At 40.9% G+C, this 17554-nt stretch carries 20 protein-coding genes; all 20 read right to left on the bottom strand.

Going from position 1 to position 17554, the window contains the following annotated elements:
* Positions 1 to 69 precede the first annotated feature (69 nt).
* The 20 genes from CYJ36_RS01710 to phnF all read right to left on the bottom strand — a co-directional run bounded on the left by CYJ36_RS01710 (position 70) and on the right by phnF (position 17543).
* The gene (locus CYJ36_RS01710; protein ID WP_101564212.1) at positions 70 to 1140 is read right to left on the bottom strand and encodes an Ldh family oxidoreductase; all 1071 of its coding nucleotides are present in this window, start codon (positions 1138 to 1140) and stop codon (positions 70 to 72) included.
* Between the two features lie 61 nt (positions 1141 to 1201).
* The gene (locus tag CYJ36_RS01705) at positions 1202 to 2359 is read right to left on the bottom strand and encodes a UxaA family hydrolase (RefSeq protein WP_101564211.1); all 1158 of its coding nucleotides are present in this window, start codon (positions 2357 to 2359) and stop codon (positions 1202 to 1204) included.
* Between the two features lie 2 nt (positions 2360 to 2361).
* Complete coding sequence (locus CYJ36_RS01700; RefSeq protein ID WP_101564210.1) at positions 2362 to 2694, bottom strand: UxaA family hydrolase; 333 nt, start codon at positions 2692 to 2694, stop codon at positions 2362 to 2364.
* 138 nt (positions 2695 to 2832) lie between these two features.
* Entirely contained in the window at positions 2833 to 3783 is a 951-nt protein-coding gene (locus tag CYJ36_RS01695; protein WP_101564209.1) for a hydroxyacid dehydrogenase, read from the bottom strand.
* Positions 3784 to 3962: 179 nt separating this feature from the next.
* Positions 3963 to 4544, bottom strand: coding sequence for an ATP-dependent Clp endopeptidase proteolytic subunit ClpP (gene clpP, locus CYJ36_RS01690; protein WP_101564208.1), 582 nt, complete (start codon positions 4542 to 4544; stop codon positions 3963 to 3965).
* A 30-nt stretch (positions 4545 to 4574) separates the two neighbouring features.
* Positions 4575 to 5270 (bottom strand): sigma-70 family RNA polymerase sigma factor, encoded by a 696-nt coding sequence (locus CYJ36_RS01685; protein WP_101564207.1) that lies wholly within the window; start codon positions 5268 to 5270, stop codon positions 4575 to 4577.
* A gap of 359 nt (positions 5271 to 5629) precedes the next feature.
* Positions 5630 to 6487, bottom strand: coding sequence for a PHP domain-containing protein (locus CYJ36_RS01680; protein ID WP_101564206.1), 858 nt, complete (start codon positions 6485 to 6487; stop codon positions 5630 to 5632).
* Positions 6488 to 6507: 20 nt separating this feature from the next.
* Positions 6508 to 7221: a phosphonate C-P lyase system protein PhnL gene (gene phnL / locus CYJ36_RS01675; RefSeq protein ID WP_101564205.1), complete on the bottom strand. Its 714-nt coding sequence runs from the start codon at positions 7219 to 7221 to the stop codon at positions 6508 to 6510.
* A 27-nt stretch (positions 7222 to 7248) separates the two neighbouring features.
* Positions 7249 to 7863 (bottom strand): DapH/DapD/GlmU-related protein, encoded by a 615-nt coding sequence (locus CYJ36_RS01670; RefSeq protein ID WP_101564203.1) that lies wholly within the window; start codon positions 7861 to 7863, stop codon positions 7249 to 7251.
* Between the two features lie 5 nt (positions 7864 to 7868).
* The gene (locus tag CYJ36_RS01665; RefSeq protein WP_101564201.1) at positions 7869 to 9050 is read right to left on the bottom strand and encodes an alpha-D-ribose 1-methylphosphonate 5-triphosphate diphosphatase; all 1182 of its coding nucleotides are present in this window, start codon (positions 9048 to 9050) and stop codon (positions 7869 to 7871) included.
* Positions 9051 to 9072: 22 nt separating this feature from the next.
* Positions 9073 to 9936 (bottom strand): ATP-binding cassette domain-containing protein, encoded by an 864-nt coding sequence (locus CYJ36_RS01660; protein WP_101564200.1) that lies wholly within the window; start codon positions 9934 to 9936, stop codon positions 9073 to 9075.
* On the bottom strand, positions 9933 to 10781 hold the full coding sequence (locus tag CYJ36_RS01655) for an alpha-D-ribose 1-methylphosphonate 5-phosphate C-P-lyase PhnJ (RefSeq protein ID WP_308315264.1): 849 nt from the start codon (positions 10779 to 10781) through the stop codon (positions 9933 to 9935). Before CYJ36_RS01655 ends, CYJ36_RS01660 begins: the two co-directional genes overlap by 4 nt.
* A 37-nt stretch (positions 10782 to 10818) precedes the next feature.
* Positions 10819 to 11940, bottom strand: a complete 1122-nt coding sequence (locus CYJ36_RS01650) for a carbon-phosphorus lyase complex subunit PhnI (RefSeq protein ID WP_101564192.1) — start codon at positions 11938 to 11940, stop codon at positions 10819 to 10821.
* 1 nt (position 11941) lies between these two features.
* Positions 11942 to 12565 carry a phosphonate C-P lyase system protein PhnH gene (gene phnH / locus CYJ36_RS01645; protein WP_101564190.1) on the bottom strand — a complete coding sequence of 208 codons (624 nt, stop codon included), beginning with the start codon at positions 12563 to 12565 and terminating at the stop codon, positions 11942 to 11944.
* Positions 12552 to 12989: a phosphonate C-P lyase system protein PhnG gene (gene phnG, locus CYJ36_RS01640; RefSeq protein WP_101564188.1), complete on the bottom strand. Its 438-nt coding sequence runs from the start codon at positions 12987 to 12989 to the stop codon at positions 12552 to 12554. Before phnG ends, phnH begins: the two co-directional genes overlap by 14 nt.
* Before the next feature lie 273 nt (positions 12990 to 13262).
* Entirely contained in the window at positions 13263 to 14105 is an 843-nt protein-coding gene (locus CYJ36_RS01635; RefSeq protein ID WP_101564186.1) for a PhnE/PtxC family ABC transporter permease, read from the bottom strand.
* A complete protein-coding gene (locus tag CYJ36_RS01630; RefSeq protein ID WP_101564185.1) occupies positions 14105 to 14890 on the bottom strand; it encodes a PhnE/PtxC family ABC transporter permease in 786 nt (261 codons plus the stop codon). The genes CYJ36_RS01635 and CYJ36_RS01630 overlap by 1 nt, the downstream gene beginning before the upstream one ends.
* Positions 14880 to 15668: a phosphonate ABC transporter ATP-binding protein gene (gene phnC / locus CYJ36_RS01625; RefSeq protein WP_101564183.1), complete on the bottom strand. Its 789-nt coding sequence runs from the start codon at positions 15666 to 15668 to the stop codon at positions 14880 to 14882. The genes CYJ36_RS01630 and phnC overlap by 11 nt, the downstream gene beginning before the upstream one ends.
* A gap of 25 nt (positions 15669 to 15693) precedes the next feature.
* The gene (locus CYJ36_RS01620; RefSeq protein ID WP_101564181.1) at positions 15694 to 16728 is read right to left on the bottom strand and encodes a PhnD/SsuA/transferrin family substrate-binding protein; all 1035 of its coding nucleotides are present in this window, start codon (positions 16726 to 16728) and stop codon (positions 15694 to 15696) included.
* Between the two features lie 92 nt (positions 16729 to 16820).
* Positions 16821 to 17543: a phosphonate metabolism transcriptional regulator PhnF gene (gene phnF / locus CYJ36_RS01615; RefSeq protein ID WP_101564179.1), complete on the bottom strand. Its 723-nt coding sequence runs from the start codon at positions 17541 to 17543 to the stop codon at positions 16821 to 16823.
* Positions 17544 to 17554: the final 11 nt, after the last annotated feature.

Here is a 17554-nt window from a genome sequence, read left to right as displayed (position 1 = left end):
ATCTGTGATAAGAATAAATCTATCATCCGTTATGAATGGGCATTATCTATTAGGAATTCTTTCATCCGTTTATAAAACCATTTCATTGGTTATTGGAGATGGAAATTCAACACGATAATGATTTCCAAGCAGAATCAATTCCTCTACTACTTCGGGTGACAGCTGTATCCCATTATGCCTGCGCTGAATTTCATCTCTTCTTCTTCGCTCTCCTGGATAGCGAATCTCTTCAATCTCTGGTTTCTTGTCAACCATTTTCATTTCATTTAATAGATTCTTTAATGAAGTGAAAAATAACTCCATATTCATAAATTTTTCGATATCCAGCAAAATAAAAAAATGACCTACATTGGCATGATTTTTTTCGTCATCGTTATATAAATTCTTCACATGGGGACCAAAGGCAGCTCCAGATAAAACACCTGTCAGGATTTCTACAGCTAAGGCCAAAGCAGAACCCTTTGCGCCTCCTACGGGCAATACAGAACCCTTTAATGCAGCTTCTGGATCATTCGTTGGCAATCCATCTTCATCTATTGCCCAGCCATCAGGTATTTTCACTCCCTGTTTTGCAGCCATGATAATTTTCCCCCTAGCAGCAATACTTGTTGATAAATCAATAATGACAGGCTTATCATCACCAGTCGGAAATCCGAAAGCGATTGGATTCGTGCCAAAAAATGCGTGTTTCCCTCCCCATGGTGCAATACCAGGAGGTGAATTCGTAAATCCGATGCATGCGACATTATGTTCACAGGCAATTTGACAAAAGTAAGAAGCTGCTCCAAAGTGGTTGCTATTGCGAATTGCGATGGCCGCAACACCTGACTTCTTTGCCATTTTTATTCCTTTTTCGATGGAAAAGAAGCTGACAACATGACCAAGTCCATTATCACCGTCTACTATGAGAGCGGATGAACTCTGTTCATCAAACCGAATTTTCGGATTTAAGGTTATACGATTATCATTAAAGCGTTTTGAATAGATCGGCAGCCTGCTGATTCCATGGCTATCAATTCCTTCTAAATTTGCTTTTATTAACGAATCAGAAATAATCAAAGCATTGTCTTGATTCATCCCAATCCTCATCAGCACACTTTCACAAAAGCGCTTTAAATCAGCCTCTGCATATTGCTTCATTTAACAGGCTCCTTTTCTAAAAAATATTCTCCCTGCTGATCCATCACAGGGAGAATTTGAATTAAGCACTTCGATATAATTTAGTCATGACAAATTCCCGGTGGCCCAATGCTTCTGCACTCGTTAATCTTCCATTAACGGTTTTGCAGATAACTTCCATTAGCTGATCTCCAGCCTCTTCAAGGGAAATTTGACGGGATAAAAGCCCTTGAACGTCAACATCAATATGTTCACTCATGGTGCCAGCAGTAATTGGATTTGCTGTAATTTTGACAACCGGTTCTATTGGATTTCCAATGATGTTTCCTTGTCCTGTTGGGAACAAATGAAGCACCGCACCTCCAGCAGCCATTAATGTAATGCATTCAGCTGCAGCTGATGATGTATCCATAAAATATAATCCATTTCCATTTTCAGGCTTCTCAGCTGGTTCTAATACACCTATAACTTGTTTTGAACCCGTCTTTGCAATATTTCCTAAAGCCTTTTCTTCAATAGTAGATAAGCCCCCAGCAATATTTCCTTGAGTGGGCTGAGAACCTAATAAGTCTACCCCTTTGGATTCAATTTCTCCTACGTAATTATCATAGATAGCCATAAATTTATCTTCGAGTTCCGATGTTGCCATACGATTACGGATAATGTGTTCTCCTCCTGTCAATTCAGAAGTTTCTCCGAAAAAGACGGTCGCACCTGCATCAACTAAACGATCAACTGCCTGAGAAACAGTTGGGCAAGAACCAAGTCCTGTAGTTGTATCTGATTCTCCGCATTTAATGCTTATGGTTAGCTCACTTAATTGAATTGGCTCTCTCTGAAGCTCAGACGCCCATTGAACATACTCTTTTGCTTTCCAAGATGCCTGGCGTATCGTTTCTAAATCTCCATTTCCTTCAATGGAAAAATAGGCGACAGGCTTTCCTGTTTCAGCAATGCCATCAGCAATTTTCTTAGACCAGTTTTCTTCAATTCCAATGACGATAACAGCAGCAACATTTGGGTTCGATCCAGTGCCGATCATCGTACGGAAATGCAGGTCTAAATCCGGCCCGTATTGAAGTCTTCCATATGCATGGGGCAGTGCCATTGTTCCTTGTATTTGTTTTGCTACTGCTTCACATGCAGCATTGGAAATATCATCTACTGGAAGGATAATAACATGATTGCGAATTCCGACTTTTCCATTTTCTCTGCGATAACCAAAAAGCTGTTGTTCCATATTTACCACCTCGCCGTTTTAATATTGTGAGTGTGAACATAGTCTCCTACTGCCCATTTACGTGTAGTTAATCCAATCTGCACGCCATACTTTACTACGGATTCATTTTCATTAAGTGATACTAATGAAATTTTATGCCCTAAAGGAATGTCTCCCAGAGAAGTAATTTCTACTTCTTCATTATGATCCATGTAGATTCCAATTACTTTTTCTCCTTGTTCGATAGGACTTGTAGCTACTCCAACATGATCACCTTTATGATGGATTAAAAATTTGTGGGTGCTGACTTTTTTAGTCTGTTCGGAGAGTGTACTAGTTTGAGCTTCAATACTCATTATTTATCCTCCTTTTTATTTATTGGTTGAGTGACCCAACCAATATCTTTAAATTTATTAAACCATCTTTCTATTGTTCAGTCAATATAATAATTAAAATTTTCTAACAACTTTTGAATTCATATTTTCTTCTGCACGTTACACATTGCATAGTGAAACTTTTCCTTTTAAGATCTTGCCTACTTCTTTAGCAACAAGCCGCGAGGTTCTCACTTGAGATTCATTTGTCAGCCCGGCAATGTGGGGAGTAAGAACGGCATTTTTACATGTTAGGAGAGGATTTGATGGAGAGACAGGTTCGACCTCAAGAACATCAAGATACGCTTGCGCAATCAGCTGATTTTTCAAAGCATAAGCAAGAGCCTCCTCATCAATAATGCCGCCCCTGGATGTATTAATTAGACAAGCTCTTGTTTTCATAGTCTCAAGTTCACGTAATGAAATGAGATGTTTTGTAGCTGAGTTTAATGGAATATGTAAAGAAACCACATCCGAGATTTGCAGTAATTGCTGCAAGGAGTCCAATTGGTCAACATCAGTCTCTGATACGATGTGATCATACTCTGTCACAAACGGATCATATCCGACAACTTTCATGCCAAAGGCTTTTGCTCTTTTAGCAACTCGGTGTGAAATTTCTCCCATTCCAATTAAGCCAATTGTTTTCTGATATATTTCCTCTCCTGTATATTGTTTACGATCCCAGCCGCCTTTTCGAATATCTGCATCAGCTAAATAGAGCGGTCTATTTGCGGTCAAAATAGCAGCCATCACATATTCCGCTACAGAAGTAGCATTTGCATGACGTCCAAATACAACTTTGATTCCTTTCTCTTTTGCCGCATGGAGATCAATATTATCCAGTCCTACTCCCAATCTTCCAATGACCTTTACTTTATGGCCCGCGCTCAAAAGCTCTTGATTTACATTCGTCTGGTTTCTTACAATAACCGCATCATACTCTTTTACCTTAATAAGTAAGCGCTCTCTTTCTTTCCACAAACTTTCCTCATAATCTACTTCAAATCCTAACTCTTCCAATTCGTTAATTCCTTCATCCCAAATCATTTCAGTAATTAATATTTTCATCCACATTCACCTCTACCTTTGAAATAGTCTAAAATATAGAATTTGCTTGCACACCCCAGTGGCCCAACCAATTATCTTAATTAAAACACCCTTTAAACAATCGGTCAAATATTTTTCTGAAAATTCCATCAAAAAAAGAGATACACATTTACCATTAAGGCAAATGTGTATCTCTTCATTTATTTCGACTCAATAATCTCATCAATAATCCCATATTCCTTCGCTTCAGCAGCACTCATGTAATAATCACGGTCAGAATCTCTTGCTACCTTTTCAACCGATTGACCTGTACGCTCGGCAATAATTTCATTTATATGTTCACGGAGTTTCAGAATCCGGCGTGCAGAAATTTCAATTTCTGTCGCCTGTCCGCGGGCACCGCCAAGCGGCTGATGAATCATGATTTCGCTGTTCGGGAGTGCAAAACGTTTTCCTTTTGTTCCAGCTAAAAGCAGCATTGCTCCAAATGAAGCAGCCATTCCAGTACAAATCGTCCGAACATCCGGTTTAATGTATTGCATCGTATCGAAAATGGCAAATCCTGCTGATGTCGAACCTCCAGGGCTATTTATATAGATTGAAATATCCTTTTCATTATCCTCTGCCGCTAAAAACAACAGCTGCGCAACAACCACGTTTGCAACATGATCGTTTATTTCATCACCAATCATAATAATGCGATCCTTCAAAAGGCGGGAATAAATATCGTACGAACGCTCTCCGCGTCCTGACTGTTCAATTACATATGGAATCGTGCTCATCCAAGTTCCTCCTCGTTTCGTTATAGCAGGCTATGCAGCCATGCGAAGAGAGGTCGAAGAAGAGAAGCTCGGCAACGGACGCACATAAGAAAGAACAAGCTTTGGATGTTCAGTCCCGTCAAATGTAAGAATATCAGGCAATGCTTCTAGTAATGGAGATGGATCCTGAAACTGAAGAGAGGTATACATCAAATCAGAAAGAAGCTCTCGTTCTTCCTCTTCCCAATACGAATCTGTTTCATCCTTCTCTTTAGCCAATCGCTTTTTAGCCCGAAAAAGAGCAGATTTAATCGACGATTCGGATGTATCGAGCATTTCTGCCAGCTCATTTGCCTGAAATTGAAATCCTTCTTTCAGCAGGAAAAGGACAGCTTGCTTCGGAGTGCACTTTGAAGTTAAATGATCGATCAATCCTATAAGTTCATTCATTCGATATGCGTGATCCTGCACACTGCATTCTGGCATCTCGCCAAGAAATTCCTTTTTCCTTTTGCGGATGACATCTACCCATTGATGATAGGCCATCTTATTCAAGAGGGCAGAACTTAGCTGGTTATGCTCATACTTTTGAATTGCTTTTATCATGACTTCCTGAGCCACATCTTCTCCATCATATTTATTCTGGGTAAGAAATTGGCAATATTGCTGCAATTTCGGATAATATTCAGCCATTTGAAACGTTGCCCATTCCTGTTTTTTCATATCTGACAGCCTGTTGCCATGCATAGATCTCACTCCTTTTAACCCTCTCTGCTTTTTAAACGGATGAAGGGGGATGAAAAGATACGGGTATTTGAAATTTTCTGCTGATATCTTTACTGTTTTTTATAATTAATCCATACTCAAAAGGAAAACATCTGCTCCATTATATGGTTAATTATATAGATGGAAAACATTCTCTTCAATAAAATCAGCTCTACAGAATACCAAGTTCCCAGCCTTATTATCCAGAAAGCCGCACATACCATCTGATTGATCGTTTTTATTATCTGAATAACCGTTTTTATAATCTGAAACAGAAACTTTACTAACCTCAAGCAAAAAAATTCAAAAAAAGATACCCAGCTGGATATCTTTTCTTGCCATCAGATCTTCATCATTCGCTCTTTTCTCACGATCAGTTTTTCAAATTCCTCTTGATGGGTTGTAAATGCTCCAATTTCAGATTGTGTATCACTGTAAAAACCATGAAAATCAGAACCGCCGGTTTGTATTAGGTTTAAGCGCTCTGCTAAATAAAAGGCTTTTTCTCTATCATGCTCATTATGCAGCGGATGATTCACTTCGATTCCCTCTAAGCCAAGCTTTGCCCATTCTTCGACAGCATCAAAGTTATTAAATTGAGCGGGATGTGCAAGGATAGGAATTCCTCCTGCATCACGTATAGCTTGAATGGCATTCTCTGCTGGAACGTATTCAATAGGAACGTAAGCCACACCTTTTTCTTCATCAGCACTTCCTTTTGAAAATAGCTTTTTGTAGAGTGTCCCATAGATGGAATTTGTATATCCCTTTTTCAGTAAAGCATGCATGATATGCTGTTTATAGACACCTGTTCCGCCTGCTGCAAGTTCTTCGACTTCTTCCCAGGATATTTCATAGCCTGCCTTTATCAAGGTATTGACCATGATCTGTGATGCGCGATGCCGCTGTTCTATTAATGGCTGACATAACTGTGTTATTGCTTGATGTCCAGGTGTCACATACAGTCCTAGAATATGGGCGCGATTTCCGCGAGTGTAGTCAAAGGCTGAGACTTCTATGCCTGGTATAATAGCAACACCGTGTGATTTTCCAATTTCCACTGCTTCATTTAACCCATAAGTAGTATCATGATTCGTGATCGCAAGATGCTTCACACCTTTTTCTTGAGCCATCGAAATGACTTCTTCCGTAGGATATGAGCAGTCTGAAATCTTAGTATGACAATGCAAATCGATCATTTTTCACCTCAGCTCCATTCTTATACGATCATTTCATCCTTTAATACACCTTGAGCTAGACTGTATTCCCGATCCACAACTGTCTCCATGAAATCAAGGTCATGGAAAATGCCGATCATGCTCGTTCCCTCATTTTTCAGCTGCAGGATCATTTCTTTTACGGAAATTTTTGATGCATCATCAAGGGAAGCTGTCGGCTCATCAAGCAATAATAATTTAGGCCGTTTTACCATGGCCTGTGCCAGATTAAGACGCAATTTTTCACCGCCGCTGAACGTGCGGGGATAAGAATCCCACAGGGAAGACGGCAGTTTGAAATGAGCCAGTATCGATTTTGCCTGATCGATTGCAGCTTCGCTTTTTTCACCCATTTCCATCAGTGCTTCTTCAACAACCTCCATGGCAGTGACCCTTGGCATGACATTTAAAAATTGAGAGACATAGCCGATTTCATTTTTCCGAATAGCAATCATTTCACGCTCTGTTGCTTTCGCTAAATCGATGGAACCAAACAGCTCCGATCTGTAATGAATGGCACCGCCTGTTGGTGTATAGGTGCGGTAAATGCTTTTAAGAACCGTTGATTTCCCTGAACCGCTTTTACCGGTAATTCCGATGAATTCTCCTTCTTTTAACGAAAAGCTGATTCCATTGCAGCCTACAATCTGCTTTTCGTTAAACTGATGCATGTTAAATGTTTTTTGCAAGTTTTCAACTATCAGTAATTCGTTCAATTTTCTTCCTCCTTCACATGCTGGAGATTATTTCCCATATTTATCGACAAACTGCCGGACATCGTTCAGCTCTTCAAAGCGTTCTTCTAATGTAGCGCGGTCCCATTCCCACCAGGCAATTTCAAGCAGTTTTTCTGCAATTTCTTTCGGAAACCGCTCCTTTATAGGCTTTGCCGGCACTCCAACTGCAATCATATATGGCGGGACGTCTTTTGTAACAACAGCCCCTGAACCAATAACAGCACCCGTACCAATCGATACACCAGGCATAATGATGGCACCATGACCAATCCAGACATCATGGCCAACTGTTACTTTATGATCTTTTCTCCACTCGAAAAATTCCATATCGTCTTGATCGCCTAAATCATATTGAACTTTGCGGTATGTCATATGGTGCTGCGTCACACGCCACATTGGATGATTGACCGGATGGATCCTGACGTGAGAGGCAATCGAACAATATTTCCCAATCTCAGAATACGTAATTTGAGCATCTCCTGCTGTATAGGTGTAATCGCCAATTGCTGATTCCTCTATAACCGAATTTGGTCCAATTTCTGTCCAAGCGCCAAGTGTACTTTCAAAAACCTTTGCACCTTCGTGAATGGTTGGCTTTTCTGATAATTTCACTGAACTCATTTCCTTTACATTGGGATTGGAACTGCAGCCGGGCGGTGATAATTCATCTGACAGACAACCTGACCGTTCACTAAGACCGTTTGCAGGACCGGACTCATTTCTTCTTCACTAACCAGAATCAGATCTGCAAGCTTTCCTTCTTCAATTGAACCTACTGTATTCACAATGCCAAGTGCTTTTGCAGGATTCAATGACACCATATTAAAAGCTTGATAGATTGGCATTCCCTCTTTATATAATTTAAAAGCTGCATGCAAAAGAGATGAAGGATAATAGTCAGAGCATAGAATATCAACAGCTCCATGCATAACGGCTTCTAATGCCGAAACATTGTTGCTGTGAGATTTTCCGAGCAGTGCATTTGGTGCACCCATTACCACATATAGCCCTTCTTCTTTCGCTTTCACTGCTACTTCCAGTTCAATCGGAAACTCGCTGATAACAGCGTTCCATGATTTCACTAATTCAATTTTTTCAAGCGTATCGTCATCATGAGAGGCAAGGGGAATCTTGTATTCAGCTGCGAGCTTTGACAGCTCCGCTAAAATTTCACCATCTAATTTTGGCATCAGCTTGCTTTCTTCAATGACAAGCTTTGCTTCTTCCTCTGAAAAATGACGGTGCTCCATTAATAGCCTTTTATGAACTTCGAGGTCACGAAATTGACCTTGTCCAGGTGTATGATCCATGAAGGAAAGCTGATCAATTTTTCCATCCTTCATCATTTTTTTCACGTTTTCGACTGCAACAGTATTCGTAATCTCATATCTTAAGTGAGTTTTGTGGCGAATTAATTGTCTTCCGGATGACAAACGTTTAATATCATGAATCACCTGCAGGACCGTATTGTTTTGACGGATCCATTTTTTCGCGTTTTCTTCCATTAGCGATAAAGAATGATATATTGTTGTAATACCTTCTCCAACAAGCTTTTTTTCCAGCTCATAAAATGAGATTTCAATCGGAAATGTACTGTTCGGACGGGGCTCAAGCTCTAATTCAATCGCATCGCTATGAGAATCAACCAATCCTGGAAGTACCCATTTTCCCTCAGCATCGATATCGTCAAAATCAATCAATTCCGGATAGCCTTCTGTAATCGAGACGATTCTCTCGCCGAGAATTTCAATCGTTCCATTCTCTATGACTTTTTCAGGGGTCACAATTTTTGCATGATAAATTTTCATAGGTCACCTCATCAAAATGAATTTATAAAAGAGAATGCACAAGCAGCTGTGTATACGGATGCTGCGGATCTTCGAGAATTTGATCGGTTAATCCTTGCTCGACTACTTTTCCGCTTTTCATTACCATTGTACGATCGGCAAGCATTCGAATTACTCCAAGGTCATGTGAAACTACAATCATGGATACGCCTAACTCACGCTGAATTTTGCGGATCAGATCCAATACTTTCGCTTGAACCGATAAATCAAGTCCGGTTGTGACCTCATCAAGCAGAAGAATGGGGGGATTATTCGCCATCGCTTTTGAAATCTGAACGCGCTGCTGCATGCCTCCGCTGAAATTTTTAGGAAGCTCATCCATTCGGCTGATCGGTATTTCCACATGTTCCAGCAGCTCTGATGCACGTTCACGAATGTTCCCAACATGATATGTCCCGGAGGCAATTAATTTTTCAGCAATGTTCCCTCCGCTTGAAAAGGACATTTTAAGACCAAGCCATGGATTTTGATAAACCATTCCCATCATATAATTGCGAATGTAACGCTTTTGCTGGGCTGATACTGAGAAAATATCTGTATTTCCATCTTTATAAGTGGAGATTGTTGCTATACCCGATGTAATCGTATCATCAAAATAAAGGCTTTTAACCAGGGAGCTTTTCCCTGATCCGCTTTCCCCGACAATCCCCAGAATTTCTCCTTTGTACAAATCAAAATTCACATCAATGCAGGCCCAGACACTTCCGCAATGCGGGCAGCGGTTGTCTTCGCCCTTAAGTGCCTGAGGTGTTTCACATTGAGTGCATCCTTTTCCAAATCGTTTGTTCATGTTTCTTACTTTTAAAAGAGGGGATTCTTCCTGGATTTCCACTGCCTGCTGTATCATACTTCTAATCCCCTTTCAGCCTGAACCTGTGCACAGTGGCCGGTATCAGAACATTGATGCACTTTCTCACCAGTTTCACTATTATAGATTTCATCTAGAAATGTATCTTCACTTCCGCAAGCATGACATCTTTTGCCTTCAAACTGTTCAACTTCAAATGGATAATCGTCAAATTCAAGCGGAGCCACGTTCGTATATGGCGGAATCGCGTAAATCTTCTTTTCCCTTCCTGCTCCGAATAGATAGAGCCCTTCCGCTTGATGAAGCTTCAGTAAATCATAGCGCGGAATGGGGCTTGGATTAAAAATGTAGCGGCCATTAACCAAGCTTGGGTAGTCTGCGCCAATCGTAATTTTTCCGTAGTGAACAATATCTTCGTATAATCTGAGCCACATCGTACTGTAATCCATTTCAGCATGGAGTTTTTTCGTTTCCTGTTCCTTTGCTTCCACTCTTCTAAGCGGTTCAGGCAGCGGAACTTGAAGAACTAAAATCTGATCCTCCCGCAGAGGTACCTCAGGAACTCTGTGCCTTGTTTGAATGATGGTTGCTTCATTGGAATCATTGGTTGTTGTGACATTTGAACAATTTTCAATCAGCTTCTTGATGCTGACGGCATTCACGCTGTCATCATGGCCTTGATCGATGACCTTTACACAATCATTTTCACCAATCAGTGATAAGGTAAGCTGCAGTCCGCCCGTTCCCCAGCCTCTGCCGATTGGCAGTTCTCTTGATGCAAAAGGCACTTGATAACCTGGTATGGCAATGGCCTTCAATGTGGAACGGCGGATTTCCATTTTTGATCCTTCATCTAAAAAAGCATAATTATACGATTGCTTCAGCTGCTGTTTCATGAATAGGCACTCCTTTCTCTTTTTATTACGTATGACTGAATGATCCTTCTCTTTCAGAATGAGGCTTTTTAGAAGCAGATTCAGTTTGCGCTTGTCTAATTCGGTCAAGTGTTGATTGAAACGTAATATAATGCGGCAGTTTCAAGTGAGAGACAAAGCCGTTTGATTCAATGCTGTCAATATGCAGCAGGACAAACTCTTCATCCTGTGCAGGTGATGTTCCTTTTGTTTCAAGGCTTCTTTCCAAAATCGCCATCGCAATGGCCTTTACTTCGTTTTGACCAAAAGTCAGCCCATAGCCAAGCATAAATTCAACTTCACCTTGATCGTTCTGAGTAAAAGAGTTGATCGTTTCAACTTCAGTCAGCATGACTTCACCAATATAGAGACTGTCATCCTCATCTCCAAACGGATATGGGATGTGAACATCTGAGTGTCCGACACGCAATTCCCCAATTGTCGGATGGACAACTCCATATCCTCTCATGCTGCTGTAGGCCATTGCTGTCATGGCTCCTGTTTCACCTCTTGCTAAAGACTGAAGCCTGGCTGAACGCGAAGCTGGAAACGTAATTTTTTCACGAGTAATATCAAACGGCTCCTCATCATTTTTCTCCCGATTCGAAAGCAGCCCTTGCTCTCTTAACAAGTCTGCGACTTTTTGAAAAGAATGCTCAGACTCCAAATCATGAGCTTCAAGGTTCATAGATTCCAAAAATGATTGAATCTCATCGTCATCCTCAGTTCTCAAATCAAAATTTAACAGCCGATGGGTATAATCATAGGTTGGCCCAAGGAGCTGTCCGCCTGGAATATCTTTAAAGGATGAAGAAATCCTTCTCATGACTCTCATATCCCCTGGTTCAATGGTTAGAGAATAGTAGTTTCTTGGAAGCGTCGAACGGTATGCTCTTAATAAAAAGGCTGCTTCAGCTGGATCTCCCTCTGATTGTTTTAGGGCGAGGGCCGCATATTCTGGTGCGTAAAGACCGCCTTCCCCCATAACCCGATCGATCAGCAAACGCATTTGACTCTCAATTTGATCCGTTGTGATCGTTTCTTTTGCCTGTCTCAGGCGAAAATATTTAACTAGACTCTCAGCATGCAGAATGGCTTTTTGGCCTCCAGTCACTGCAACATACCCCACCCTAGACCGCCTCGCTTTCAATCACCGTTGTACGGGGAATGGCTATCATATCACCAGTATCGGTTGTTAAAATCATGTCAATTCCTAAAGGAAACTCACTGGTTAACTTATTTCTTTCTGCAATCCAGGCACATGGCAGGCCATCAATATATATATCTTTTACACCTTGAATGCCAGGTCCGGTTAATCTCAGCTTCCATCCATCGCCAGGAACTTCAGCCAATGCGTTTACTGCAATAAGGACCGTCGCGCTTAAGTGAGGATCTTCAAGTGTTCCAATCATTAACTTCTTCATAAGTTCTCCGATTTCGTCATTGCTCAGCTGCTTCCCGATAAAAACATAGTCTGCTTCATGCAGGTCTGCATACGGACTAAAGGTTTGCCAATGGATATTCTTTTGAATGTTCTCCGTTTGATTTGAAATGACATGGAAGCTCACTTCCCGATCAACAAGGGTATAGGCAAGACTAAGCAGCGGTTTTGGAAATAAATCACCATGTTCAAGACTTTGAACGAAAGGCTCAATGGAATTCAATTTTCCTGGCCTGGCCATACAATCTAATAGCTTGCGGTAGATTTGCTGTGTATCATGCACAGCATCAAACAGCAGGTCAACTTTTGTCATTGTAATCCTCCATGGTGTCAAAATTCACTTTAGATCCAGCCAGTTTTGACATCTCTATTTGCTGATATGAATTTATTTTCCTTTCTTCCTCTTCTAGTTCTGTCAGCCAAACGTCTGTAATTGGAAGCTTTGCATTAAAGGCTGCATCAACAAGCGCGATTGAGTAGGCACGGTCAGGCTCTTCACCCATCAGCACACCCATTCCGAAAATGCCATCGATTTCGACCGTGCATTCTGTTATGAGAACTTCACCCATATAAAACGGCTGCCTTGATACCGAGTCACGCGTTTTCATCATGACAAGACCCGTACTTGGTGACCTCTTAACATTCACAGTATGAGTTTCTTGCACTTGTGCTGCCAATTTCTCAAGCAGCTGCGGATTTCCTTCGATTAAAATCTTTGATAACCTTGATTTTTTCATAGGTTCTCCTCTCAGATCATGTTTAAGATATATACCTTACTTACAATCTAACTTGTCGCCAAGTTTCAAAGGTTAAGGGAATGTAAAAAAAGGTTAAGAATGAGTAAAGCAACGAAAAACGGAACTCTTATTGAGTGAGAAGTAGATGTTTGGGCTAAAGACCTGATTGTCGTTTTTTTACATTCATACGGTTTAGAATGTATCGGGATAAAGAGAAGGTGGATCCTGCAGACTAAGATCCAACAAAAAAACGCCGAAGCATTCGGCGTTCCTTTAGCGGACATGAAGTCCTGATTTAATTCGTATCGCTAAAATTTCAAGTAATATCGCAAATGTTAATATAAAGTAAGTGATCATACCTACTTCTCTGAGATCAAAGTAAAAACCGCTTGCCATGAACAGATCAAAGCCAATTCCGCCTGCACCTGCTGCTGCACCCATTGCAACAGCTACACCGAAGTTAATTTCAAATCTTAAAAATGTCCATGAAATAAGATAAGTAATAGTCGAAGGAATAACGGCCTGAAATACAATATGCCAGAAGCTTGCGCCGCTGCCCCGCAAAGCTTCAATCACACCTTCATCCATCTCTTCAAAGGACTCGGAATAGGCCTTGATTAAATATCCGACAGAATGAAAAGTCATCCCGATAACCGCAGCTACACTGCCAAGTCCGGCAGCCACGGCAAAAATTAATACCCAGAGAACTGTTGGAACTGCACGAATAAAAGCAACAGCGCCTTTAATCACAGCTGAAACCTTTTCATTCGATAAATTCCGTGCTGCAAACAGCCCAAGAAACAAGGCAATCACAGCTCCAAACAAGGTAGTAAGAGCTGCGAGCCCAACTGTAATAAGCACTTGATAAATCGCTTCTGAAAAGGTGAAGTGAACAAAATGAGCCTCAGTAAACATGACTTTAAAGTTATCAAATGTAGACGCAAGACCTCCGAGCAAAGTAACATCCTTATAATCAAAGCTTATAAACCCATAAACTGTAAGAATAGCAAGGGCCATCATCGTCAGCTGTATAATAAATGACGATTTATTAAACGGCTTTACTTTAATCCGTTTTCCTTCAGCATTAGGAGGTATGGAAAAGCCATCTGTCTTCATTATAAAATCACCCTCCTCACATAATTAGAGATGGTTTCAATGAGCAATATGGAAGCAACAATAAGAAGAACGACCAGGCTCGCTGAAGAATAATTAAGACTTTTATAATAAAGGTCAAAAGAAAATCCGATTCCTGTCCCTGTCAAGATACCAACCAGCGTTGCACTTCTAATATTGGTTTCAATCATGAACAGCACCCAGCTGATCATCTGCGGCAGGCTTGCAGGGATGACAGAGTGAATGATTACCGTAAAATAACCGGCACCTGTTGCCTGCAAAGCCTCAACTGCGCCATGACCGACTTCATCAATCGTTTCCATGAATGCTCTTGTCAGAAAGCCAAAGGATACGAAGAATAAAGCAAAGTATCCAGTCAGAGAGCTTTGTCCAAAGGAAAAAAGCAAAATCATGGCCCAGGCAGCAACATCGATATTCCGAAATAGAGTAGCAATTCCCCTGCTTACACCTGCAAAAAAACCATTTACTTTCGTTGTTTTCGAACCGGCAATCGCAAAGAAAACCGCAAGCACAGATGCCATAGATGCTGCTGCAATGGAAATCAGCAATGTTTCAATTAGCTTTTCAAAGATTGAAGGAAGATTTTCTAAAGATTCACTAGTTGGATAAAAATTTGAAAATCCCCAAACAATCGCTTTTGGAATGGAGGCTAGCCCATCTTGCAAACTAAATTGCGTGATCATCATCGCCCCGTATGTGACCGATAAAAGAACGGCCAAGATCACTGCAGATTGAATTCGTTTTTTCATAAAGAAGTTAGACTGCATTGCGACCACCTGCATCCATAATCAATTCTCCCGCTTCTGAGCCATATATACTGTGTATTTGATCTGTTGTTAAATTTTTCGGAGGGCCATCGTAAACAATCTCACCCTTACTGACACCAATAATGCGGTCAGAATATTTTAATGCAACATCCACTTGATGCAAATTAACAAGGACCGTAATTCCCATCGATGTGGAGATAGTCTTTAAATGATCCATAATAATTTTTGAAGCGTTTGGATCAAGCGAAGCAATCGGTTCATCACACAGCAGCAGCCTTGGATCTTGAATTAATGCTCTTGCAATGCCAACACGCTGTTTTTGTCCGCCGCTCAGCTGATCACATCTCTTATAAATCTGATCGCCAAGTCCTAATGCTTGAAGGATTTTCAAAGCATTCTGTTTTTCTTCTTCCTTATAAATACCAAGCATACCGGCGAAAACTGATTTATAGCCAAGTCTTCCATGCAGCACATTTTCAATCACGCTTAAACGATTCACAAGATTATAGTGCTGAAAGATCATGCCAATTTTCGTTCTGGCTTGTCTCAATTCCCGTTTTCCTAAAGACTGCAAATTCGTATTATCAAACATAATTTCTCCGTCAGTCGCATCAATCATCCTGTTGATGCAACGAAGGAGCGTTGATTTCCCTGCTCCTGATGGACCAATAATGGAAACAAACTCTCCTTCGTTTACAGAGAAGGTAACATCTGATAACGCCTTCGTATCTTTTCCATACTGCTTAGATACTCCGTTTAATTGAAGCAACGTTGTCATAGTTATCTCCCTCTTCTTCATTTATTTATTTTGATAATTCGCGAATCGGATCAAACCATGCATCTTCAACCTCAAGGAAACGCTCTTTATCCGTCTTGTAGAATAAGCCTGAAGTCTCTGAATCTTCCGGAACAAAAATGTTCTCATTGCTTGCCATTTCATCAGAAGTAAACGCTTCTTTAAGAGATTTAATATCTTCTTCACTGACTGATTCTGTATTGACTGTAAATGGTGCATTCAATACTGGTGTAACAGAAATTAACGTGAATTCTTTTCCTGGTACTGTATTAAATGGCTCTGCAGCATCCTCTTTCACTTTGTAAACCGCACCAGCAGTATTCTGTTTACCTTCAGAAAGCTCTACATAGTTTTGTACACATGTATCACAAAATGCTGCTGCATCCGATTTTCCTGTCAGCAAATTCACTGCTGATCCTTGGTGAGAACCGCCATATTGAACCTCGCTGAAGAACTTCCCGCCTTCTAACAAATCCTCTGCTTTTAAATCCTTGTACTCGTCCATTTTGCCGAAATAAGAAACAATTCCGTCAGATGGTACTTTAAAGCCTGAAGTTGAACTATTTGAAACAAAAGAAAACTTTTTATCTGCGATAGAATCAATCTTAAACTCTTCTCCGTCTTTATAAGAGTCTGCATTCTCTTTTTGAACCGCAAGCCAGCTGTGATAAACAGCGTCATCAATTGTGCCTGATGCTCCGCTTGGAACGACTAAAGGCTGTACTTTATCATTTTTAGCATTTGCTTCAATATATCCTTGCGCACCCATAAATGCGATGTCTGCATTTCCATTTGCAATTGATTCGATTGCAATGATGTAATCTGTCGTCGTTTTGTGCTCGACTTTCTTGCCTGTTGCTTCTTCAATTACTTTTCCAATCTCTTCACGGGCACCTTTTAAATCCGCACCCGACTCATTTGGATACCAGGCAATCGTTAAAGTATCATCGCTGCCTCCGCCTCCGCTTTGAGCATCTGCTGAACATGCTGACATCACTGCTGCAAAAGTAAAGAGGAACATAAGAACAAACCATTTTTTCATAGAAAATTCTCCTTTTAAATTGTTTTAGTGTGGTGTAAATCGAATTTTCAGCAAACACAAAATCTCTCCAAATAAATGCAGACAACACCCCCTTAAAATTCGATCAGACATCGATGCATGTCGCTTCTGACTCTTGCAATACTGTATTCAACTGGTGAACCGCCTGGATGGTTCATCAGACTTTCAATTTGCACAATTGGCACGCTCTCAGGAATACGCAATACTTTTGCATCCTTCAAAAATGGAAGACTCGCATGAAAGATCGATTTGCTTCGCACAGGACGAAACTGATAGTGCTTTTCAAGCAGCCCATATAAGGAATGAAACCCTTCAAACTTGTTTTCCAGTCCAGGGACCTCTATTACTGGAAAAACGGTCGTCGTGACGGACATCGGTGTCTCATCTACATATCTCAAAATCTCTAAACGATAGATGGTATCACTTTCCTCAAGCTCCAGATGGACTCGCTCCTCTTCTGACGGCATGCCTATTTCCCAATGCAGAAGCTTGCTTTTATGCGGAACGCCTTGATTTGACATATTCTCTGAAAACCGAGTTTGAGAGGACAGAACGTACTGGACGGGTTTCATAATGCGATTAATATAGCAGCCCTTTCCCTGAACAGGTGTGACCCACCCGAGATTGGTCATTCTCGCAATCGCCTGCCTCACCACATGCCGATTCACATGAAATTGACGGCAAAGCTCATTTTCCGAAGGAATCTTTTCGCTTTCCAGATACTCTCCGCTGCGAATTTTTTCAATAATCGACTCTGCAATCTGCAAGTGCAAGATCGCCTCATCCTGAACTTTCATTCTGATTCCTC

The organism is Bacillus sp. UMB0893 (genome assembly GCF_002858905.1).
Classification (GTDB): Bacteria; Bacillota; Bacilli; order Bacillales; family Bacillaceae; genus Bacillus_P.
This window is presented reverse-complemented; position numbering and strand designations above follow the sequence as displayed.